Source organism: Lutibacter aestuarii (assembly GCF_042676885.1).
Lineage (GTDB): Bacteria > Bacteroidota > Bacteroidia > Flavobacteriales > Flavobacteriaceae > Lutibacter > Lutibacter aestuarii.
In genome coordinates this window covers 720,269-743,190 of the sequence record NZ_JBHTIC010000008.1, presented here as the reverse complement: position 1 = coordinate 743,190, position 22,922 = coordinate 720,269, and the positions used below count along the sequence as shown (strand labels likewise).

24 protein-coding genes are annotated in these 22,922 nt (G+C 28.6%); 7 read left to right on the top strand and 17 right to left on the bottom strand.

The window, feature by feature from the left end:
* Positions 1-4: 4 nt before the first annotated feature.
* The 12 genes from ACFQZW_RS10980 to ACFQZW_RS10925 form a co-directional block, all read right to left on the bottom strand.
* Entirely contained in the window at positions 5-664 is a 660-nt protein-coding gene (locus ACFQZW_RS10980; RefSeq protein ID WP_386782983.1) for an alpha/beta hydrolase, read from the bottom strand.
* Entirely contained in the window at positions 664-1,314 is a 651-nt protein-coding gene (locus ACFQZW_RS10975) for a MarC family protein (protein WP_386782981.1), read from the bottom strand. Before ACFQZW_RS10975 ends, ACFQZW_RS10980 begins: the two co-directional genes overlap by 1 nt.
* Before the next feature lie 12 nt (positions 1,315-1,326).
* Complete coding sequence (gene mtaB, locus ACFQZW_RS10970) at positions 1,327-2,661, bottom strand: tRNA (N(6)-L-threonylcarbamoyladenosine(37)-C(2))-methylthiotransferase MtaB (RefSeq protein WP_386782979.1); 1,335 nt, start codon at positions 2,659-2,661, stop codon at positions 1,327-1,329.
* A gap of 109 nt (positions 2,662-2,770) precedes the next feature.
* Positions 2,771-3,574, bottom strand: a complete 804-nt coding sequence (locus ACFQZW_RS10965; RefSeq protein WP_386782977.1) for an aldose epimerase family protein — start codon at positions 3,572-3,574, stop codon at positions 2,771-2,773.
* Between the two features lie 17 nt (positions 3,575-3,591).
* On the bottom strand, positions 3,592-5,718 hold the full coding sequence (locus ACFQZW_RS10960; protein ID WP_298263288.1) for a S9 family peptidase: 2,127 nt from the start codon (positions 5,716-5,718) through the stop codon (positions 3,592-3,594).
* 62 nt (positions 5,719-5,780) lie between these two features.
* Positions 5,781-6,800: an endonuclease/exonuclease/phosphatase family protein gene (locus ACFQZW_RS10955; protein WP_298263286.1), complete on the bottom strand. Its 1,020-nt coding sequence runs from the start codon at positions 6,798-6,800 to the stop codon at positions 5,781-5,783.
* A gap of 3 nt (positions 6,801-6,803) precedes the next feature.
* The gene (locus tag ACFQZW_RS10950) at positions 6,804-7,637 is read right to left on the bottom strand and encodes a rhomboid family protein (protein WP_298263285.1); all 834 of its coding nucleotides are present in this window, start codon (positions 7,635-7,637) and stop codon (positions 6,804-6,806) included.
* 1 nt (position 7,638) lies between these two features.
* Entirely contained in the window at positions 7,639-8,373 is a 735-nt protein-coding gene (locus ACFQZW_RS10945) for a rhomboid family intramembrane serine protease (protein WP_386782973.1), read from the bottom strand.
* A gap of 21 nt (positions 8,374-8,394) precedes the next feature.
* Positions 8,395-10,209: a DNA mismatch repair endonuclease MutL gene (mutL, locus tag ACFQZW_RS10940; RefSeq protein ID WP_386782971.1), complete on the bottom strand. Its 1,815-nt coding sequence runs from the start codon at positions 10,207-10,209 to the stop codon at positions 8,395-8,397.
* Positions 10,209-10,496, bottom strand: a complete 288-nt coding sequence (locus ACFQZW_RS10935; RefSeq protein WP_298263282.1) for a hypothetical protein — start codon at positions 10,494-10,496, stop codon at positions 10,209-10,211. The genes mutL and ACFQZW_RS10935 overlap by 1 nt, the downstream gene beginning before the upstream one ends.
* 78 nt (positions 10,497-10,574) lie before the next feature.
* Complete coding sequence (gene ribH, locus ACFQZW_RS10930) at positions 10,575-11,054, bottom strand: 6,7-dimethyl-8-ribityllumazine synthase (RefSeq protein ID WP_298263281.1); 480 nt, start codon at positions 11,052-11,054, stop codon at positions 10,575-10,577.
* A 6-nt stretch (positions 11,055-11,060) separates the two neighbouring features.
* Positions 11,061-11,825: a tetratricopeptide repeat protein gene (locus ACFQZW_RS10925; protein WP_386782967.1), complete on the bottom strand. Its 765-nt coding sequence runs from the start codon at positions 11,823-11,825 to the stop codon at positions 11,061-11,063.
* A gap of 112 nt (positions 11,826-11,937) precedes the next feature.
* Here ACFQZW_RS10925 and recF point away from each other — a divergent pair, with 112 nt between their 5' ends.
* Together recF and ACFQZW_RS10915 are read left to right on the top strand one after the other, a co-directional pair.
* Complete coding sequence (gene recF / locus ACFQZW_RS10920; protein ID WP_386782964.1) at positions 11,938-13,017, top strand: DNA replication/repair protein RecF; 1,080 nt, start codon at positions 11,938-11,940, stop codon at positions 13,015-13,017.
* Positions 13,017-13,313, top strand: coding sequence for a DUF721 domain-containing protein (locus ACFQZW_RS10915; protein ID WP_298263277.1), 297 nt, complete (start codon positions 13,017-13,019; stop codon positions 13,311-13,313). The genes recF and ACFQZW_RS10915 overlap by 1 nt, the downstream gene beginning before the upstream one ends.
* Positions 13,314-13,369: 56 nt before the next feature.
* On the opposite strand, the gene ACFQZW_RS10910 is transcribed toward ACFQZW_RS10915, so the two are convergent.
* Both ACFQZW_RS10910 and ACFQZW_RS10905 read right to left on the bottom strand, forming a co-directional pair.
* The gene (locus tag ACFQZW_RS10910) at positions 13,370-13,789 is read right to left on the bottom strand and encodes a nucleoside-diphosphate kinase (RefSeq protein WP_298263276.1); all 420 of its coding nucleotides are present in this window, start codon (positions 13,787-13,789) and stop codon (positions 13,370-13,372) included.
* A 65-nt stretch (positions 13,790-13,854) separates the two neighbouring features.
* Complete coding sequence (locus ACFQZW_RS10905; protein WP_386782961.1) at positions 13,855-14,895, bottom strand: alkaline phosphatase D family protein; 1,041 nt, start codon at positions 14,893-14,895, stop codon at positions 13,855-13,857.
* Between the two features lie 83 nt (positions 14,896-14,978).
* Between ACFQZW_RS10905 and ACFQZW_RS10900 the strand changes: the two genes are divergently transcribed.
* Genes ACFQZW_RS10900 through ACFQZW_RS10880 form a run of 5 tightly spaced genes read left to right on the top strand, consistent with a single transcriptional unit; the run spans position 14,979 to position 18,983 of the window.
* Entirely contained in the window at positions 14,979-16,010 is a 1,032-nt protein-coding gene (locus tag ACFQZW_RS10900) for a DHH family phosphoesterase (protein ID WP_386782959.1), read from the top strand.
* Positions 15,982-16,545, top strand: coding sequence for a gliding motility-associated peptidyl-prolyl isomerase GldI (gene gldI / locus ACFQZW_RS10895; RefSeq protein ID WP_298263273.1), 564 nt, complete (start codon positions 15,982-15,984; stop codon positions 16,543-16,545). Before ACFQZW_RS10900 ends, gldI begins: the two co-directional genes overlap by 29 nt.
* Positions 16,532-17,260 carry an FKBP-type peptidyl-prolyl cis-trans isomerase gene (locus ACFQZW_RS10890; protein WP_298263272.1) on the top strand — a complete coding sequence of 243 codons (729 nt, stop codon included), beginning with the start codon at positions 16,532-16,534 and terminating at the stop codon, positions 17,258-17,260. Before gldI ends, ACFQZW_RS10890 begins: the two co-directional genes overlap by 14 nt.
* 25 nt (positions 17,261-17,285) lie before the next feature.
* Positions 17,286-18,401: a peptidylprolyl isomerase gene (locus ACFQZW_RS10885; RefSeq protein ID WP_386782956.1), complete on the top strand. Its 1,116-nt coding sequence runs from the start codon at positions 17,286-17,288 to the stop codon at positions 18,399-18,401.
* Between the two features lie 15 nt (positions 18,402-18,416).
* Positions 18,417-18,983: a phosphatase PAP2 family protein gene (locus tag ACFQZW_RS10880; RefSeq protein ID WP_298263270.1), complete on the top strand. Its 567-nt coding sequence runs from the start codon at positions 18,417-18,419 to the stop codon at positions 18,981-18,983.
* Here the strand turns inward: ACFQZW_RS10880 and ACFQZW_RS10875 are convergent.
* Genes ACFQZW_RS10875 through ACFQZW_RS10865 form a run of 3 tightly spaced genes read right to left on the bottom strand, consistent with a single transcriptional unit; the run spans position 18,976 to position 22,922 of the window.
* Entirely contained in the window at positions 18,976-19,644 is a 669-nt protein-coding gene (locus tag ACFQZW_RS10875; protein ID WP_386782953.1) for a hypothetical protein, read from the bottom strand. The genes ACFQZW_RS10880 and ACFQZW_RS10875 overlap by 8 nt on opposite strands.
* A gap of 12 nt (positions 19,645-19,656) precedes the next feature.
* Positions 19,657-21,282, bottom strand: a complete 1,626-nt coding sequence (locus ACFQZW_RS10870; protein WP_386782951.1) for an ArnT family glycosyltransferase — start codon at positions 21,280-21,282, stop codon at positions 19,657-19,659.
* 11 nt (positions 21,283-21,293) lie between these two features.
* A complete protein-coding gene (locus ACFQZW_RS10865; RefSeq protein WP_386782949.1) occupies positions 21,294-22,922 on the bottom strand; it encodes an ArnT family glycosyltransferase in 1,629 nt (542 codons plus the stop codon).

Genomic DNA, 22,922 nt, shown 5'->3' with positions numbered 1-22,922 from the left:
ACAATTAAAGTATATCTGTGATAATTTTAGAAATTCTTTTAGCTTTAGTTAAAATCATAATATGAGTTCCATTGGGTATAGAAATACAATTATTAATATTTTTTATTGGAAAAATATGATCCTTTTCACCTTGAATATGTATGATATTTTTTGGAGAAGTTTTTTGTTTCCAATTTAAAACATTAAACACAGCCCACTTTAAATACTTTTCATCTCTTACAGAAAGGTATTCTTGATATAACTTAACTCTTTTTTTAGCAAATTCACCAAAAGCAAAAACTGAAAAAGCTTCAATATTAGATATAGCCTTAGCTGGGAAAAGTTTATAAGCTTTTGTTTTTTGAATAAGTTTTAATCTTTTTGGTAATTCATCGGAAGATTTAATACTTGATATGATGATTATTTTTTTTGGACGCAAAAATTTGCTGATTTCTTGTACTAAAATTCCTCCAAACGAAACACCAATTAAAACTGGATTAGCCTCAGTAACTAATTCAGACATTCTTTTGGCGTAATCTTCAAGTTTTTCTTTTTCCGATAATGGTAAAATCCATTCTAAATAATGCAGTTCAACTTTATTTTTTGGAAAAATTAAGTTGTTGAATATTTTAGGGCTCGCAGCTAGGCCAGGCATTAAATAAATATGTGTTTTTGTATTGTTCATTAACCATTTAATATTCCTATTATGATAGGTTTTAATCCGCTAAAGAAAAATTCTACAGCAATTACCATTACAATTAAACCCATTAAGCGCATCATTACTTTATTACCTGTAGAACCTAATCTTTCTGTAATTTTGCTTGCTCCAATTAGTACCAAATAGGTGATTAATAAAACAATAGCTATTACTAATATTAATGCAATTTTTTGAGTAATATTTACAGCGTCTTCCATTAAAATAATAGCATTTGTAATTGCTCCTGGACCACAAATCATAGGTATAGCTAGAGGTGTAATTGAAATATCTTCCACATAAGCATCAATTTTATCTTCATCTTTAGTGTGTTTAATATTACCTAATCTAGCTTGAAGCATATCCCAACCCATCATAAAAAAGATAATTCCTCCAACTACTCTAAAACTATCAACTGAAATGCCAAAAAAATTAAATAAAATTTGACCTGAAAATGCAAATGCAATAATGGTGAAAAATGCCACAATGGTAGCTTTTTTTGCAGTTTGCTTACGGTGTTGTTTGCTTAATGAAGAAGTCATCGTCATAAAAATAGGCATAGTACCTAATGGATTTATAATGGTGAAAAATGCTGTAAAAGCTAATAAAGCAAACGTATATAAATCAGTTACAACTGTCATAGTTTTTAAATATTAATTTACTGTTGGAACTTTTACCCAATCAAACCGCACCAAGCCATCCTCATCAATTTTTGTTAATTGTATAGTATGTAAAGTATTTATTAACTCAGGATTCCAAGGAGTTTTAACTTTAACATAATTTTCTGTAAACCCATGAATATAACCTTCTTTGTTTTCACTTTCAAATAATACGGTTAATTCGTTTCCTAATTGACTTTCATAAAAAGCTCTTCTTTTTTTAACTGAAAGCCCACGAAGCATTTTACTTCTTTTTGTTCTAACTTTTTGAGGTACAACGCCTTCCATTTCTATAGCTTCAGTATTTGGTCTTTCTGAATACGTAAAAACGTGTAAGTAAGAAATATCTAGTTCGTTTAAATAATTGTAGGTTTCTAAAAATAATTCATCAGTTTCTCCTGGAAACCCAACAATAACATCAACACCTATACAGGCATTTGGCATTGCTTTTTTAATGGCTTCAACTCTGTTGGTATAAGTTTCTTTTAAGTACCTGCGTTTCATTAATTTTAATAATTCATCGCTACCACTTTGTAAAGGAATATGAAAATGAGGTACAAAACTGTTAGACTCTGCAACAAATTCAATGATCTCATTTTTCAATAAATTAGGTTCAATTGAAGATATTCTTAAACGGTGAATGCCTTTAACTTTATCTAAAGCTTGAACCAATTCAAAAAATGTATGTTCGTGTTTTTTATTTCCAAATTCACCTTTTCCATAATCTCCAATATTAACACCTGTAAGCACAATTTCTTTAATTCCTTTTTCTGAAATTTCTTTGGCATTATGCAATATATTGTTCAAAGTATCACTACGTGAAATACCTCTAGCAAGCGGAATAGTGCAATAGGTACATTTATAATCGCAACCGTCTTGTACTTTTAAAAAAGCGCGAGTTCTATCTCCAATGGAATAAGATCCCACATAGAAATCAGCTTCTTCAATTTCACAAGAATGTACTTCTCCCATATCATTTTTGGTAAGGTCGTTTAAATAATCGGTTACTTTAAACTTTTCGGTGGCACCCAGCACCATATCAACTCCATCTACAGCAGCTAATTCTTCAGGTTTCAGCTGTGCGTAGCATCCAATGGCAATTAAAAAAGCTTTTTCATTCTGTTTTAAAGCACTTTTTACAATGGTTTTAAAACGTTTGTCAGCATTGTCTGTTACCGAACAGGTATTTATAACATAGATATCAGCTACTTCATCAAACTCAACACGTTTAAAACCTTCGTTTTGAAAGCTACGTGCAATAGTTGATGTTTCTGAAAAATTTAATTTACATCCTAGTGTGTAAAATGCGACTTTTTTTTGTGCGCTCATTCTTATACATTTATCGGATGCAAAAGTACAGAATTTTATTTTTAAAACTGATTGCAACTAAATCAAATATAAATGATTTAATGAGCAACTTAAATGATAAAATAAAGTTTTAGATAATTTTAAAAGGTGTAATTAACACTTCAAAAGTATCAATACCTTTTGATTTGTTAAATAGCTTTTTCGATAACAATTCACCATCAGTGTATGGATAAGCAGTAATTGGCTCTATACATAACATAGTAGGAACTTCCGTCCAAAGCATAAAATTATTAAAACCCATTGTTTTGATAGAAATGTTAAAACCATTTTTTTTAATTAGTTGAACTTCAGTGGTATTTAAAATAGGTAATGCAGTACTACCTCCTTCTATAATGTTAGGGATAGAAATATCTTGGTTGTTAGATTGTACAATTTCGTCTAAGTTTCCTTGAAGCATAAAGGCAGGATGATAGCCTAACATAAAGGGCATTTTATTTTCTGCTTGTAGTTCAAAACTTATTTTTAAAGAGCTGTTAGTAATTTCATACTTTTTGAAAAAGGTGAAATTGTAAGGCCAACAAAGTCCTTTTTCAGTTGATTTTTCAGGATATTTTGAATTATTAATAAAAGTATTTGCAATGTATTTTTTTTGAAAGACAGCATCGTATTCGCTACTTTTTAGCAGCGAATACGATAACTCCCTTAGTAAACCATGCTGATCTTGAATAGCTGTTCCTTTTGGTGTTGAGATTCTAAAATTTTTAGATTCAGTTGGTCCAATGATAGGAAACATTTCTGTATCAGAATTTCTCCAACCTAATGTTCCTTTTTGATGAATTAGTTCTTCATTATTTTTTTGGTAACTGACTAATTCACCCTTTTCAATTTTAACAATTGAAGTTGTATCTGGACTTTTTAAGGTTACACTAATCATTTAATTTAGATATTCAATTATTTATTATTTTCAACAATATAATTCATCATTTTTTCAATTAAATGAACTCTATCTTTGCCTCTAACATTATGCTCATGCATTGGGTAAGTAAAAAAGTCTACTTGAATATTTTGTTTAACGGCCTCTTGTAAAAGTGTCATACTATGCTGAGGAACTACTACGGGATCTACACTTCCGTGAATTAATAATAATTTGCCATCTAAATTTTTAATATAATTTGAAACTTTGGCATTTTTATACCCTTCAGGATTTTCTTGTGGAGTATCCATATAACGTTCACCATACATTACTTCATAATATTTCCAATCAATAACTGGTCCACCAGCTACAGCTGTAGTAAATATACCAGGATTTCTTAACATTAAGCTAGTGGTCATAAATCCTCCATAACTCCATCCATTTACAGCAATTCTGGAAGCATCTACATAATTTAATGACTTCAAATAATTTACACCTGTTAATTGATCTTCAATTTCAGCATTACCTAAATTACGGTGAATAATACTTTCAAATTTAAAACCTCTATTTGCCGATCCTCTATTATCTAATGTGAAAATGATGTAATTTTCTAAAGTTGCAAATGCTGGCATCCATAAACTAGCTCCGCCTAACCAAGTGTTAGTAACCATTTGGGCGTGTGGCCCACCATATACATAGATGAGTACAGGGTATTTTTTAGAAGGGTCAAAATTTGCAGGTTTAATGATTCTAGTATATAAATCAGTCCCATCATTTCCTTTAAGGGTTACAAATTCTGTAGTTCCAATATTGTAATCTTTTAAAGGATTTTCAGCTTGTAATAGAGTTGTTGATTTTTCTTTTTTAGTATCAATTACTTCTATATTTCTTGGAGTAGTTAAATTGCTGTAATTATCTATCAAATAATTTCCGTTACTATTAATTTGTGTATAATGTGTTCCATTATTTTTAGTCAGCTTAGTGTATTTACCCGTTTTTAAATTTACTTTAAAAGTATGATTTTCTCTTGCATCTTCACCAGTTCCTGTGATGAATACATTTTTACCTTTAGCGTCAAAACCTGAAATTCCAGTAACTACCCAATTAAATTTGGTAACTTGTTTAACTAATTTTCCTTCAGTAGTGTACTGATATAAATTCATAAAACCATCACGTTCACTAAGCCACAAAAAGTTGGTAGTGCTATTTGGTAAAAAAACCGCTGGGTTTTCTGGTTCTGTCCATTTATCATTAGTTTCTTCAAATATGGTAGTTACTTTTTTTCCATTCTCAACACTATATTTATTATACCAAACATGGTTTTGTTCTCTATTAATTTCAGCAACAAGCAAGTATTTTTCATCTGGCGTCCATGATATATTGGTTAAATAATGTTCGTCTGAAGTATCAATATCTAAATAGGTTGTTGTTTTATTTAGAGTGTTAAAAATTCCAATTTTGGCTATTTCACTTCCTTGTCCTGCCATTGGGTATTTAATATTTTTTAAACTGGCAGGGTAGGAGTTAATGTCAACTAAAGGATATTCAGTAATCTTGCTTTCATCTTTTTGATAAAATGCTAAATAAGTTCCTTTTGGGCTCCAAAAAGTTCCTTTTACAATACCAAATTCACTTCGATGTATTGCTTGTCCTGAGACAATATTTTTATCGTTTATTTCAGTCACAGCAATTTTAGGATTGGTTGCTGTTGCCACATATAAATTGTTATCTATAGTATAAGCTACAGCTATAGCTTTTGAATTAAATTCGGCGTTTTGACCATTTTTATCAAAAGTAACAGTAGTAGTTTTACTGTTAGTTATGTAATTATAAGTTTCAAAAGAATTACTTAATCTAAAAGTGAGTTCTGTAGCTGAGATTTCTTGTACTCTTGGAAAGTATTTCAAATTAGAATATGCTTTTTGAAGTTCTTCTAACTTTAAAGTTGATGTTACTTTGTTACTTTTAGCATTGGTAAAAATGAGTGCATTTTCTTTTTGAAAAACATAAGTATTTGTGTTTTCTACCCAACTAAGATTATTTAGTGATTTTGGGTATAAACCTTTGTAATAACCTAATACGGCATCTTCAATAGAAAGTTCTTTTTGCTGTGAAAACCCTAAAAAGAAGGCGCATAAAAATAGTAGCGAAATAATTTTTTTCATTTGGTTGAATTTTAAATAATAAACAAAGTTATATAATTAATGTAGTTTTATACTGATGATTATCAGGATGGATTAAAATTTAACCGAGCCATAATTGGATAATGATCAGAGTGAGGAATATGAAAGGTTTTAAAGTTATTTATTTCCAAAGCCTTATCGGTTAAAATAAAATCTATTCTAAAAGGAAAATAGTAATCGAATGTTTTTCCAAAACCTTCACCAGCAACTTCAAAAGCATCATTTTTATCAGCTATTAATTTACGATACACCCAAGAAAAAGCATTGTTATTTAAATCTGCACAAATAATAGATTTATAGTTTACTTTTTTTAAATGCTCTGTAATAAGAGTTGCTTGGTTGGCTTGTTTTTTAAACGAATTTTCTACTCGAACTCTTAACTTATCGGAAATTTCTTGATTGAAATTGTCTTTTTTTGGATTGATTTTTAAAGATTCAAGATGAACATTGTATACGCGAATGGTATCTTTATTTTTAACAACATCAACAAAAATAGTATTGTTACTAGTATTTGAAAAGTTTAGTGAGCCTGAATTAATAATCTTATATTTTGAAAAAATAGCGTGTCCAAAGTTATTTTTTTTATTGCTTGTTTTTATAAATTTATACGGATAATTAAACCCAATTTTTGCTGCTGTATGGAATTCTTGCAAACATAAAATATCAGGATCTTTATCTTTTATAAAATCGTAAATTTTTTGAGCCACGTTCTTTTCTTCAATCCAATTATATAAATTAAACATACGTACATTGTAACTCATAACTTTAATATCCTTAGTCAGCAATACCTTTTTTTCACTAAAGCTGTAAAATTTAGCAATGTATTGGTATCCAAGAAGTAAAATAATTGTTGAAAGCCAAAATTGTTTTTTCAATTTAATTAACCAATAAATAGCAAAAATTAAATTGATAAGGATTAAAAAGGGAATCGATAAACTTAAAATTGAAACAAAAGAAATTGAATTAGGTGAAACATAATAACTAAAGTAGGCTATAAATAATATAGTTGCTAATATAGAATTAACAATAAAAATGAATTTATCTATCAATGATAATTTTTTCATGGATTATTTTTTCCCTGCTCTAAATAAGAAATCTTTTTCTTCTTGTGTTAAACTTTCATATCCAGACTTACTAATTTTATCTAAAATGTCATCAATTTTTCGTTGTTTTGTTTTTGAAACCTCTTGAGTTGAAGTTCTTTTTTTAGATTTATACACTGTTTTTAAAGGTTTTCCTTTTTTTATGGTTGTTAAATTAGTAAAGTAATTAACAATTGTTTCAAACCATTTTCCAATATCGTTTCCTTTTTCTAGCTGTTTGGCATACATAAAACCTAGTACAGCGCCACTAAGGTGTGCAATGGCACCACCATTATCAAAATTTGCCAATTGTAAAATACTTAAACCTACCCAAATTGCAGCTAACACCCATAATTCTACACTACCTATAAATCTAAGTTGAAGAGCATATCTAGGAATTTTAGTTGCAATAGCTACAAAAATAGTGGTGACTGCGGCAGAAGCACCAGCAAGCGGAGCACCCATTTTATTTGTTAAATAATAATTTAATAAAAAAATGCTACCTCCAAACAAAGCTCCTAAAAAGTAAAAGTTTAAAAATTGTTTTTTTGTATAGAAATCTAGAAACAGATTCCCAATATAATAGAGTACTAATAAATTAGATAAAATATGAATAAATCTTTGATGAATAAATGCATAGGAAACAATTGTCCAAGGTTTATAAAAAAACTCGGAAAGCTGTGTAGGTAAGGCGAGCCATTCAATGCTAAATTTTGTGAAAAGAACTGTAATTAAAAATAATGCAATATTTATATAGATGATTTTTTCAACTACGTTTGCTTTTTGGTACGCTTGTTTTATGTCGTTTATAAAAGTCAAATTAATTCCATCTTTTAAATTGGTTTTGTTTCCAATACCAAGCTATTATAAAACCTATTAAAGCTCCTCCAACGTGTGCAAAATGAGCTACATTTCCAACAGAATATTTTGTAATACCAAAGAATAAATCACCTAAAATAATTAAGGGAATAAAGTATTTTGCAGCAATTGGAACAGGGAAAAATATCAACGCTAATTTTGCATTAGGAAAAGCCATGCCAAATGCAACTAAAATACCATAAACAGCACCTGATGCTCCAACTGCAGGAGTGTGGTATGTTGCATAAAATTCAGCAAGTTGAGCTTCACTTACATATTCTAAAATTTGATTATTATAGCTACCAGTAGATAATATATTTTGAATGTCATTATTTGATAAACCAATGCTAATTAATTGATCGTAAACACCACTAAATTGATAGTAATTTACCAGTGTATAAATTATACCTGCACCTAATCCAGCAGATAAATAGAAGAATATAAATTTATTTTTACCCCACATTTGCTCTAAAGGTGTTCCAAATGCCCATAATCCATACATATTAAATAAAATATGAGCAAAGCCACCGTGCATAAACATATGGGTAAGAAATTGCCAAAATCCAAAATTTGGGTTTTTTGGAAAATACAACGCAAACAAACTATCCAATCCTAAAGCTGGAGCAAGTTGCGGAGCAACAAATAAAAATATATTTATGATAATAATATGTTTTACAGCGTCGGTAATTCTTCCCATAATACTTGTATTTAACAGATGTTAATTACTAAATTTTTTATCAATTTCGTCTAAATTAATGGTAACAAATGTTTTTTTACCAAAAGGAGACAAGTCTGGTTGTTTGCACAAAAATAGTTTATTTACTAATTCCTCTTGTTCTTTTAAGCTTAATTTGCTTCCTGTTTTAATTGCTAAACTTTTTGCTAAGCTTTTTGCCATCATATCTAATTGACTAAAACTAGCATTTGGAATGTCATTTTTAATATCTTCTAAAAGTTGTTCAATAATCATAGAAATCTGACTTTCAACAATAGTAATAGGCATTCCTTTTATAACAATGGTGTCGTCTAAAATTTTATCAAAAACAAAGCCAATGCTTTCTAAATCTTCTTTTATTTCTTTAATTAGTTCAATGTCACTTTTATTAAATGAAATTTCTAATGGAAATAATAATTGTTGGCTTGTAGCTTCTTTAACGGTAATATTTTCTAAAAATTCTTCATATAATATACGTTGATGGGCTAAATACTGGTTGATATACACTATGCCAGATTTTATACTACTAACAATATATTTATGATGAACTTGGTAAGTTTTGGTACTGGTTTTTTCTTCATTAAATAAAGAAGTATTTACGGTTTCAACTTCAACTTCAATATTTTTAATATCTAAACCTGTGTATAAACTTTCCCACGTAGCTTCTTTTTCACGTTTGAAAGGAAAACGAATAGATTTTTGTTCTTCGGTTTTAAATGGGTTGAAATTAGGGTCAACTTCTACTCTTGGAGTTACTGTTTTTTTATCCTTAAATTCATAGGGTGTATCAAAAGAAGCACTTCTATTAAAGTCTAAAATAGGAGCAACATTGTATTGACCTAAACTATGTTTTATTGTAGAACGTAAAATTGCGTATAGGGTTTTTTCATCATCAAACTTTATTTCAGTTTTAGTTGGATGGATATTAATATCAATACTCTTCGTTGGAACTTTTAAAAACAAGAAATAAGTTGGATGATATCCATTGGATAATAAGCTTTCAAAAGCACTTGAAACAGCATGATTTAAATATGCATTTTTAATAAATCTATCATTCACAAAAAAGAATTGTTCTCCTCTTTTTTTCTTTGCATATTCAGGTTTAGCTACAAAACCTGATATTTCTAAAACATCAGTAGATTCATTTATTGGAACTAATTTTTCATTTGTTTTTTTTCCAAAAACAGCAACAATTCGTTGACGTAGGTTACTTGAAATCAAGTTGTAAATTTCATTTTCGTTATGGTAAAATGAAAATGAGATATTTGGATGTGCTAGTGCAACACGTTGAAATTCATTTACAATATGGCGTGTTTCAACACTGTTAGATTTTAAAAAATTTCTTCGAGCAGGAATATTGTAAAATAAATTTTTAACTGCAACGGAAGTCCCTATTGGGTGAGAAATATTTTCTTGTGAAACCAAAGTACTACCTTCAATTTTTATAAGGGTTCCAAGTTCTTGGTTTTCTTGTTTGGTTTTTAAATCTACATGCGCAATAGCAGCGATAGATGCTAAAGCTTCACCCCTAAACCCCTTAGTGTTTAAATTAAATAAATCTTCAGCTTTGGTAATTTTTGAAGTTGCATGGCGTTCAAAACTTAGTCTGGCATCTGTCTGACTCATTCCTTTGCCATTGTCAATCACCTGAACTAGTTGTTTTCCGGCATCTTTTATAATTAATTTTATAGAAGATGCTCCAGCATCTATAGCATTTTCAAGAAGCTCTTTAACTACGGAAGCAGGTCGCTGAACAACTTCACCGGCTGCAATTTGATTAGCAACGTGATCAGGAAGTAATTGTATAATATCTGGCATTAGAATAAGGTGTGTAATTCAAAAATATAAGCAACAATTCCAACTAAAATAGCAATAATTATTGCTAATCTTATAGTTGTTGAACGGTCTGAAGCGCTTTTTTTATTTTTTACCCAATCATTTTTTAAATTATTTTTAGTCAGCCTTATTTTAGGAGTATCCTCGTTTTTGTTTTTGCCATGGTATTTTTCCTCCATTTTTTGCAAGCGTTCTTTACGCTCGTCATAATAACGAGGTTTATAGTCAAAAACATAATGAGCCCTAGGCTTAAATAATTTACCAAACATATTATATGTATAAGTTATACAGTATTCAAAAATACTGAATTATAAAGTTATGGTCAAGTTTTGTGAATAAGAAGCCTGTTAAAACTCTCTTAAAGCTGCCATTTTTATTGCTGCAATTGCAGATTCTATTCCTTTGTTTCCGTGTTTTCCTCCAGAGCGGTCGATAGATTGTTGCTTAGTGTTGTCGGTAAGAACACAAAAAATTACAGGAATATCATATTTAATATTTAAATCTTTGATGCCTTGTGTAACGCCATCACATACAAAATCAAAATGTTTTGTTTCTCCTTGAATTACATTTCCAATAGCTATAATGGCATCTACTTTTTGAGTTTCAATCATTTTTTTACAACCGTAAATTAATTCAAAACTTCCAGGAACATTCCAACGAATAATATGTTCTTTAACGGCTCCATTTTCAAGCAGTGCTTTTTGAGCTCCTAAAAATAGATTTTCAGTAATATCATCATTCCATTCAGAAACAACAATCCCAAACCGATAGGAATTCGCGTTTGGGATTGTTGCTTTATCGTAATAAGATAAATTTGTTGTTGCCATTACAGCTTATTTTTTTGAAGCAAATATTGCTTTGTTGATATAGATATCAATATTTTTAGCTTCTTCAGAATTAGGATATTCATTTTTAATTCTGTTAAAAGCGTCTAATGCTTTTGAGTATTTTTCAATTTCCATAGCAGTATTTCCAGCTTTAAATAAGAAAAAAGGAGTAGAAAAATTATTATTTCTCAAATTAGCAGCTTTTAAATAATATTCAAGGGCATCTTCTGGCTGGTTAATATCAGCAAAAGCATCACCAATAGCTCCTTTTGCAGTAGGTCCTAATAATTCATCGTTAGATGAGAATTTCTCTAAATATTCGATAGCTTCTTTATAGTTTTTTAATTTTAAATTAGAAATACCAGCATAATAATTGGCTAAATTTCCAGCTTTAGTACCATTATAATTATTGGCAATGTCTATAAATCCATATTTACCATCAGCACCATTTAAGCTAAGTGTTAATAGGGAGTCTACAGCAACAGGATTGCTCATAGCGTCTTCAAAGTAAGCTTTAGGGAAAGCCAATTCGTTGGCAGCTTCTTTCTCTTGAGGTCCTTTCACATATTTTTGATACGCTAAATAACCTAATACAGCGGCTACAATAAGTCCTAAAATAATAAAAATAATATTTTGATTTTTAATAACGAATTGTTCTGATCTTGAAGCCGTTTCATCTAAAGTATTAAATACTTCAGCAGTGGTTGATTTGTCTTCAATTTTATTTTGACCTTTCTTAGCTTTGCTTCCTGTCTTTTTATATGTTGCCATTTGTTGTAAAATTTGTAGGCGCAAAAATAGAATTTTTAATTGGAAAGTAAAAATGCAAATGTGCCTAAATTTTCATTTATTTTGAATAATTTTATCGTTTCAATAAAAATAAATGCATTTAGAAAAAATAACTTTAGTAAATTTTAAAAATTTTGAATCTCAATCTTTTGATTTTGAGGAGAAAATAAATTGTTTTGTTGGGAATAACGGCGTTGGGAAAACCAATGTTTTAGATGCTATTTATTATCTTTCTTTTGCCAAAAGTTATTTTAATTCTGTAGCTACACAAAATATTCGTCATTCTGAAGATTTTTTTATGATTGAAGGAGTTTATAAAATAGGCGATAAAATTGATAAGGTTGTTTGTAGCCTAAAAAGAGGCAACAAAAAAGTTATTAAAAGAAATGGAAAGGCTTATGAAAAATTTTCTGAGCATATTGGATATTTGCCTTTGGTTATTATTTCTCCAGCAGATAGAGATTTAATTATAGAAGGCAGTGATACTAGAAGAAAATTTATGGATAATGTAATTTCTCAATCGGATACCATATACTTACAAACTATCATAAAATATAATAAAGTATTAGCTCAAAGAAATTCCTTGTTAAAGTATTTTGCATTAAATAGAACGTTTGATGAAGTAAATTTAAAAGTGTATAATGAACAATTAGAACGTTACGGAAGTGTAATTTATGAAAAAAGAAGTCGTTTTTTATCAGAGTTTATACCCATTTTTAAAGAGCGTTATAAATCTATCTCAAATAGTAAAGAGGAAGTAAATTTAATTTACAAAACGCAATTAAATGATACTAACTTGTTAACGTTGTTTGAAGAAAATTTAGATAAAGACCGTGTGTTGCAATACACTAGTGTAGGAGTGCATAAAGATGATTTATTGTTTGAAATAGAGGGGTATCCAGTAAAAAAGTTTGGATCTCAAGGGCAGCAAAAATCGTATTTAATAGCATTAAAATTAGCACAATTTGATTTTATTCGAACACAGTCGCACATGAAACCTATATTATTATTAGATGATATTTTTGATAAATTGGATGATTCAAGAGTTCATCAAATAATTAATTTAGTGAATAATGATGAATTTGGGCAATTATTTATTAGTGATACTCATAAAGAAAGAACAGAAGAAGTAGTTAAAAAAACACAACAATCCTATAAAATATTTCAATTATAATGGCTAAACGTCAAAATGAATTTCATTCTATTCAAGATTTAATGAAGGATGTAATTAAGGAAAATAAACTGACTAAAGGAATGCAAAGAATTTCTGTTAATGATGCTTGGGCAAAACTAATGGGAAACGGAATTGTATCTTACACTCAAAGTGTTGAAATGAATGGAAAAACATTGGTGGTAAGATTAAAATCATCAGTTTTAAGAGAAGAGCTTAGCTATGGTAAAGAAAAAATTGTAAAAATGATGAATGAAGAATTAGGTGAAACTTTAATCTCAAAAATAATATTGAGCTAAAAAAAAATCCGTTGGAAACAACGGATTTTTTTGAATTATATTTATATAAGTTGTTTTTAAAACATTTCTCTTCCAGAAAAATGAAAAGCACTTTCAATAGCAGCATTTTCATCGCTATCAGATCCGTGAACTGCATTTTCTCCCATAGAAGCAGCATACATTTTTCTAATAGTTCCTTCAGCAGCTTCAGCTGGATTTGTAGCTCCAATTAAAGCTCTAAAGTCTTCAACTGCGTTTTCTTTTTCTAATACTGCAGCAATAATTGGTCCACGAGTCATATATTCAACTAATTCACCAAAAAATGGGCGTTCACTGTGTATTGCATAAAATTCTTTAGCATCCGCTACAGTCATTTGGGTCATTTTCATTGCTACAATTCTAAAACCTGTAGCATTAATTTTTTCTAATATTGCTCCAATATATCCTTTTTCAACTGAATCAGGTTTAAGCATTGTAAAAGTTCTGTTTGTTGCCATTTTGTTTTTCTAAATTTTTAAATCGGCGCAAATATAGTATTTTCTAAACAAATGAAAATTAGCAATTAATAATTTTGAGTTAAGGTTTGGTAAACTTCATTAGCCGCTCCTTTAATTTCAAAAATGACCTTATTTTGATTGAAATTGAATTTTAATAAACCAAAACTCTTTTTAGAAACAACAGTTCCAACTCTATAAATATTAGGCTCTTCAGTAAATCCTGAATAAGAGTGTGTTAATCCGCTTGAAGTGAAATCAATTAGAGGGTAATTTAAACCATCAACTTCTTTTTTTGAAAATTCAGAAATATGTCTATCTCCCGATAAAATAATGGTGTTTTTAGCTTGAGTAGATTTTAAAAGCGCCTCTAGTTTATCAACTTCATGCGGCATATTTCCCCAAGATTCAAATCCGTGTTCGGCCGATAAAAATTGAATGCTGCTTACTAATATATGGTAATTAGCTTTAGAGTTTTTCAACTGTTCTTCAAGCCATTTCCATTGTGTTTCTCCTAAAATACTACCTCTTCCATAACTATTGGGTTGGTATCTTTTTTTAGTTTCAGTATCGGGGGTTAATTCTGTTCTAAAATAGCGAGTGTCTAAAGCAATAATCTTTATATTGGTATTATTTACGTTGTAACTTTTGGCAAAATAAACACCTTCTTGTTTTCTTCGTTCGTCATTTTTGTCAACGTTTAAAAAATCTAAAAATAGCTGTTGAGATTCTTTTTTTTTGGTATATTCTATTCCGCCATCATTCAATCCGTAATCATGGTCGTCCCAAGTAGCTAAAATTTCTTTATTTTTTATAAAATTTTGATACTCAACATTATTTTTTTGTTGAATATAATTTTTTTCCAAATAACTCATATTATAGGTGTCTGAATAAATAATATCTCCTCCCCAAATCCAAATATTAGGATTGTTTTCATCTATAGTATTCCAAAAATTATTCACCATATTTTGGTTATTGCAAGAGCCGAAAGCTATCACAAAGTCATAAGTATTCTTAACTTCTTTTGGGGTTTTATTTGTAGGAATTTTATTCTTTTTACAACCATAGAAAGTTATTAGTAACAATAAGATTAATTTTTGATAATTCATTTTTGTAACTTTAGTTCAATTTTAACAAATATACGTTGGTTCAACCAAAAAGTAATGTTAATATATTGTATATTCGCAACCTTATGAAAAAAAGTGATATTAGTGAAGTTAGCGCATTGTTAGCTACACCACAAAATATAGTAATTGTTCCACATAAAAACCCAGATGGTGATGCTATTGGTGCATGTTTAGCGATGTATCATTATCTCAATCTTAAGGGACATAAAGCTACGGTTGTGAGCCCAAATGATTATCCAAACTTTTTAAAATGGCTGCCAGGCTCTAAAGAGGTCTATAAATTTGATATGCAAAATAGACAGTCAAAAAAAGCCATCGATGAAGCTGCTATTATTTTTTTATTAGATTTTAATGCTTTACATCGTGTAGGATCTGATATGGAGAATACACTTAAAGATTTTAAAGGGGATTTTATAATGATAGATCACCATCAAGAACCAGAGGCTGTTGCAAAATTTTTATTTTCAGATACTTCAATTTGTTCTACCTGTCAAATGGTATATCATTTTTTAGAAATGTTAGAGGATGAAGATTCAATTAATAAAGAAATTGCAACTTGTTTGTATACTGGGATAATGACTGATACTGGATCGTTTAGATTTCCTTCAACAACAAGTACAACTCATCAAATTATTGCAAATTTAATTGATAAAGGAGCTGATAACGCTAAAATTCATAACAATGTATATGATACCAATTCTTATGGCAGATTGCAATTGTTGGGTAGAGCATTAAGTAATTTGGTTGTTATAGATCAATTAAAAACGGCTTATATAACTTTAACACAAGATGAATTAAATGAGTTTAGTTTTCAGAAGGGTGATACTGAAGGAATTGTGAATTATGGTTTGTCTTTAGATGAAATTGTTTTTGCAGCAATATTTATAGAAGATACCGATCAGCAGATTATAAAAATTTCTTTTAGATCCAAAGGAAGTTTTTCAGTCAATAAATTTGCTAGAGAACATTTTAATGGAGGAGGACACGATAATGCGGCAGGTGGAAGGACAGAAATTTCATTAGATGCTACCGTGTCTAAGTTTTTAAGTATCTTGCCAAACTATCAACATGAATTATACAATTCTTATGAAAAATAGTTTTTTCTATTTTATAGCAATCTTACTTTTAGTTTCTTGTGTAAACCCAACACCTAGAAAGCCGGTAACTCAAAAAACTTCTTCTTTTATGAAAGAATCGGTTTCAATAAATAAAAAAATTATTGAACTAGAAGAAGAAGCAATAAAGGATGTTATTAAAAAAGACTCTTTAAGTAATTACACAAATTCTGCCAATGGATTTTGGTATAAATACAATGTGCAATCTAACGAATCCTATTTGCCACAAATAGGCGATCAATTATTTTATACCTGTGAAATAGCAGATTTAAATAATACAATTATTTATAGTTCAGATGAGCTTGGCATACAAAAATATATAGTAGATAAGCAAGAATTGCCCGAAGGACTTAGAAATGGGTTAAAACTTATGAAAGTTGGTGATAATGTTACCTTTCTATTCCCATCACATAAAATTTATGGTTATTTGGGTGACAATAATAAAATAGGAATTAATCAACCATTAATTTATAACGTTCAATTAAATAAAATAAATAAGCAAAATGAAATCAATTAAGTTTTTAGTAGTATTTACAACTGTTTTAATGTTTGTTGCTTGCAACAATCCAAAAATTAAAAATTCTTTAGATACAGAAGAAGAAAGAGCAAGTTATGCCTTAGGTTTAGATATAGCTAGCAAGTTAAAAGGTAATTTTCCAGATGTAGATAGAGATCTTTTTATACAAGGTGTCATTAGTGGAATTGATTCAACAAACTTATTAATAGAACCTCAACAAGTTGAAACTATTTTGAGAGAATTTTTTCAAAAGAAACAAGAAGAAGCTCGTAAAAAACAACAAGAAGAAGCAATTAAAAAAGCTGAAGAAGAATTTGGAAGCGTAAAAGAAGAAGGGTTAAAGTTTTTAGAAGAAAATAAAAAAAATGAAAATGTAAAAGTTACTGAAAGCGGTTTACAATACATTGTTTTAAAAGAAGGTACTGGTGAAAAACCTTCTGCAACTTCTAAAGTTAAAGTACATTACCATGGTACATTAATTGATGGAACTGTTTTTGATAGTTCTGTTGAAAAAGGCAATCCATTAGAATTTTTTGCCAATAGAGTTATAAAAGGTTGGACCGAAGGTTTACAATTAATGAGCGTTGGCTCAAAATACAAATTCTTTATTCCTCAAGAATTGGGTTATGGAGCATTTCCAAGACAAGGAGGAAAAATTAGACCTTTTGATGTTTTGATTTTTGAAGTTGAATTATTAGATATTGTAAAAAAATAAGATCTTTTAATTAAAATGTATAGGTATGAAATTAGTTAAAATAACTTCAATCATTCTTTTTACACTATTTGCTGTGTCTTGTAAACCCACAAAATATGCAGGTTTAGATGATGGTTTGTATGCAAATATGGAAACCAATAAAGGAAACATATTATTAAAATTAGAGTTTGAAAAAACGCCAATAACGGTAGCAAATTTTGTTTCTTTGGCTGAAGGTGAAAATAATTTTATTGTGGATTCACTTAAAGGAAAACCTTACTATAATGGAGTAATATTTCATAGAGTTATTAAAGATTTTATGATTCAAACTGGAGACCTAACTGGAACTGGTTCTGGAAGTCCTGGTTATAAATTTGATGATGAATTTCCAAAAGATGATGATGGAAACCTACTTTTAAAACATGATAAAGCTGGAATTTTATCCATGGCAAATTCTGGTCCCGCCACCAATGGAAGTCAATTTTTTATAACGCATAAAGAAACTTCTTGGCTAAATGGGAAGCATACCGTATTTGGAGAGGTAATTGAAGGACAAAATGTTGTTGATTCTATCATAAAGAATGATACAATAAAAACGGTAAGTATTATTAAAATTGGTAAAGCTGCTAAAAAATTCAAGGCAAAACAAAAATTTGATGAATACTTTGAAAATCGTGGAGCTAGAGAAAAAGCTAAAGAAGAACGTTTAGCTAAAATTTTAGCTGAAACAAAAGCTAAGTTCGATGAATTTCTTCCTAAAGCAATAGAATTACCTTCAGGTTTAAAATATGTAATTACAGAAACTAAAAATGGAGAAAAACCAACTACAGGAACTAATGTTAAAGTAGCTTGCGCAGGTTATTTTACTGATGGGAAGTTATTTTGGACCACTTGGAAAGAGTTGGCTGAGAAATATGAAATGTTTGACCATCGCCAAGATGATGCAGGAGCATATGCACCATTTAATGCGGTTTACAGTAATGAAGCTAAATTAATTGCAGGTTTTAAAGAAGGTTTACAAAAAATGAATGTTGGAGATAAAGCACTAATTTTTATCCCATCACATTTAGGATATGGACCTCAAGGAGCAGGAAAGGTGATTCCTCCAAATTCTGATTTGGTTTTTGAGGTAGAATTGGTAGAAATAGTTACCAACGAATAAATTCTTTCAATATTAATGTTTGACTCACTGATAGAAAAAGATATAGAATTATTTTTATACCTAAATAATTTAGGAACATTGCAATGGGATGGCTTTTGGTTATTTATAACGGATAAATACAAAGCCATCCCTTTGTATATAGTTTTACTTTATATTACATTCAAACAGTTTGGATTCAAAAAAACAATTTTAGTCCTATTTTTTGTAATAGTTCTTATAACTATTTCCGACCAAACGAGTAATTTATTTAAATATGGTTTTAAGCGGTTAAGACCTTGTCATGATGAAAGTCTAATAAATTTAATGCGATTGGTTAAAGAACGTTGCGGAGGGTTGTATTCTTATTTTTCTGCTCATGCAGGAAACTCTATGGCAATTGCAGTTTTTTTTGGTTTAATTTTAAAACCAACAATTAAATTAAAAGCCATTTTTCTAATTTTTTGGGCACTATTAGTAGCCTATAGTAGGGTGTATATAGGCGTTCATTTTCCTTTAGATGTTTTAACAGGCATCTTTTTTGGAATTTTATATGGAACTCTTATGTATTGGATGTTTAATTTTTTTGAAAAAAGAATTAATTAGTTTCGTAAATTTCTTTATTAAAAGGATTTAAGAAAATTAAAAAGAAAATAACTCCAAAAGCAAGTTCGTATAATTCCCATTTTCTATTTGAACTTATAAAAACTAAAATGGCAGTTGTTAGTAAAAAGGCAATTGTTTGATGCCATTTTACTATAGGTACTGCAAAATTGTCTACCAGTTTTTTAATTCCAGCAAATTTTCTATAAATAAAAGGTAGAATTAATAAATAAATAATTAAAATAACAGTTAACAATTGACTGAAAATAAGTTTATTTATTTTTTTTCCATTCACAACCATATTGTGTAAATTGGTTTCAGCTTGCGCATTATTTTCTTTAAAATATGCTGATGATTCAATATTGAAAATTCGTTGTCCCCAAGAAATCTCTTCACCTGCACCAAATATAAATACAAAAGCGATAGCTAATATACCAAGTTTCCAAAGTGTTTTTTTTGTTTTTTGAAGTTTAATAAATCTGCTAAATAAAAGAATGCTTGAACAAAAAAGTAACAAAGCAGTACCGTATTCAACAAAGCCATCCTCTTTGGTGTAAACCTCATCAAAGTAAGTTAAATTTGAATTTGCATAATAAATACCAAATCCAAAAATAATAATTAAAAAAATGTAGGCTATTTTATCTACTAATGTAAGTGTTTTCATAAGTCAAAAGTACTATTTTTTTGATACTAAATAGAATTGTCGAATCAATCTTTCTTTATTTTTTGCGCCAAAATTTAAATTGTAGGTATCTAATAATTTAAAAGTATATTTATTAGCTAATTTCAATTTTATAAATTCAACATCTTTATTCATCAATAAGATTCCAAAATTATTTTCAGCAGGCATATCCAAAACATCATTTTTATAAATATTTTTAATTTTCCCATTATAGTCCCATAAAAGTTCAGGGGTTAATTCACCAATAGAATAACTTTTAATATCATTTTTTAATTCAATTGTATGCAATTTATTAATTGAATTATATGCTTGGTTTTTAGTAAAATGTTTTGAGATTGGTAAACCGAAAAGAAAAAGAGTTACCATAAAAAAAACAGTGGTATAAAATACTTTTTGAATATTTTTTTGGAATAAATTTTTAAGAATTAAAAAACTTAAAAGAATTGAACTACAACTTAAACAGATAAAGCTGATTAAATAATTTGTTATATTTTCTTTTAAAGTTAAAAGAAGAATAATTGGAACTGAAATTGCAATAACACTAATTAAACTGAAGTTAAAATATACAGGAATACGCTCTTTCTTTGAATTAAAATTTTTAAAATAATCGATAAGGTATTGTATGTAAAAACCTGTATTTAAAGCTAAAGGTATTAATACAGGAACTAAGTAACGTGGTTTTTTTTCAGGGATAATAGACAATAAAATTACGGCGCTTATGGTCCACCAAAATGTAAATTTATAGGCTTTTTTATGATTTACACGTTTAATTAAATAAGGATAAATTAAACTTATAAATGCAGGAATTGTCCATAAACCAGTTTGAGTAAAAAAACTCCAATAGTAATAAAATGGTTTAACATTATAACTGCTCCAATTTCCAGTTTCTTTAGAAGCAATTTCTAAAAAAGCATTGGCATCTGCAATTCGTACATAAATAAACCACCAACCACCTATAATTATAAAAAGTAGAATATGAATTAAAAAGGGAATTAATTTTCTTTTAAAATTCTCATATTTATAAACAAAACTATAGGAGATTATGAAAGGTAAAAATAATGCATATAATGATACGGGGCCTTTACTCATAATGGACAATCCTATAAATAAAGCTGAAAATAAAGCGTTTTTCCAAAAGAAAGTTTTCTCATTAAAAAAACAAAAAAGATAGTATAATCCTGCTAACATAAATCCATGTGTAAAAATATCCCATGGAGCTTCATTAATAATTGCAAAAATATAAAATGAGGTGATGAGGATTAAACTATTTTGTAAACTCTGTTTTTTGGAGAATGTTAATTTTAGTGATAAAAAATAAGCAAAAACACCTAAAAATAATACCATTAGAGCAGCAGGTAAACGAAGCGCAAATAGACTATTAACCCCAAATATCAATCCTGAAAAAGCTGTAAGCCAAGTTGGTAGTGGAGGTTTTTGATACCTTGCTTCTCCATTCATAGTTGTTAAAAACCAATTACCATCATTAATCATTTCTCTAGAAGTAATAAAATTTCTAGCCTCCATTATGGTAACATTAGGTATGTTTAAATGAATTAGAAGCATAAAAATAACCACTAAAAACAATACAATTAAAGGGTATTTTTCAACAAGTTTTAGCATTTTTTAATGTATTAATAAAACACTTCAAATTTACCGAAATCTTTTTGATGTTTTAGGTTGTTTTTTAAAGTTAATAACGTATCGGGCAAAATATCTTTTTTTCTTTTGATTAAGAAAATGGAATCTTTAGAAGTAAAATTTAAAAGCCTTGCACGATCAATTGGATCAAAATAATTGATTAAATGTTTTTTCCAAAGTTCATTTGTTTCAAATTGAACTTCACGCTGTGTTGTGTATTTTCCATGATTGATAGTAGTGATATTATTTCCTAAATAAAAAGATAAAGAGGGAAGAAGGTAATTATATACTAAAATTTCATGCTCTTGCTTATGGGTCTCTTTAATGAAATTTACAATAGGTTTTACGGAGTTTATTTTTAATTCATTTTCTGTAAAAATATGGTTAGAAGAGATAATAATTGTACCTATAAAAATAACTGCCAAATAGGTTGGTTTAAGATAATTTTTAGGAGAAATTTTTTTATAAATAAGCAATGAAATTATTACAGAGGTTGTAAATAGGATTAATGAAATAGATAGGTTAATTTCAATACCATCACTTTTAATAATTGAAATAATTACTAAAGAGGTACATATTAAGCCAATTAAAATTAAAAATAAAATGGATAAATTTTGAATTCCTTTTTTAGAACTCGTACTTAAATATTTAGCAGAAAAAATAGCTAAAATAAAATAAAGCGGGAGGATGTATAAGATTAGTTTTGATGTGGATAATGATAAAATTATAAATAAAACAGAAAAGGTAACTAACAAGATAAAATCAGTACTTTTTTTTGTAATTATTATTTTAAAATTCTTTTTAAAATAAAGGATCAAATAAAATACCCATGGAAGTCCTACAAGTGGAATTAAAACGAGATAATACCAAATAGGCTTTTCTCTATTAAATTTGTTTTTGGAAATTCGTTCAACAATTTGAGTGTTTAAAAAATAGTCGAGTAAGCCTTCATTTTTATAAATTACAGCAAGATACCAACTTAATGAAACCACTAAAAATAATAAAAACCCTAAAATTTGATGTATGGATATTTCAATTTTGCTTTTATGTACTATTTTGTGCGTTATAATAAATGTTAAAGGAACTATAAAACCCACAGGGCCTTTTGTTTCAAAAATGAGTCCTAGGAATAGATAAAATAAGTATAAAAAATAGGGTTTAGATTGTTCCCTATATTGCAACCAAAAATATATGGAACCTAATATAAAAGTTGTTAAATAAGCATCAGTAGTAACGTTTCTAACTGCAATGATAACTATTGGAAAAGAAAAATAAATAAGGGTAGCAGCAAAAGCTATCTTTTCCTTTTTATATAACAATAATGTAATTTTAAAAACAAATAAAAGCTGTAAAACAAGAGCAACTTGCATAAAAAAACGAGCTCCAAACTCATTGATTCCAAAGAGTTGATATCCTAAAGCGGTTAAATAATAAGTAACAGGAGGTTTATGTAAATGCTTAATTCCCAAAAGAACAGGGTTAATAAAGTCTCCTTTGACAAACATTTCTTTAGCAATTTCAGCATATCTAGCTTCGCTGCTAAAGGTTAATCCCCAGCTACCTAATTTAAAAATGAGTATGACAAAAACAATACTTAGAAAAATGTATAATTTGTGTTTCAT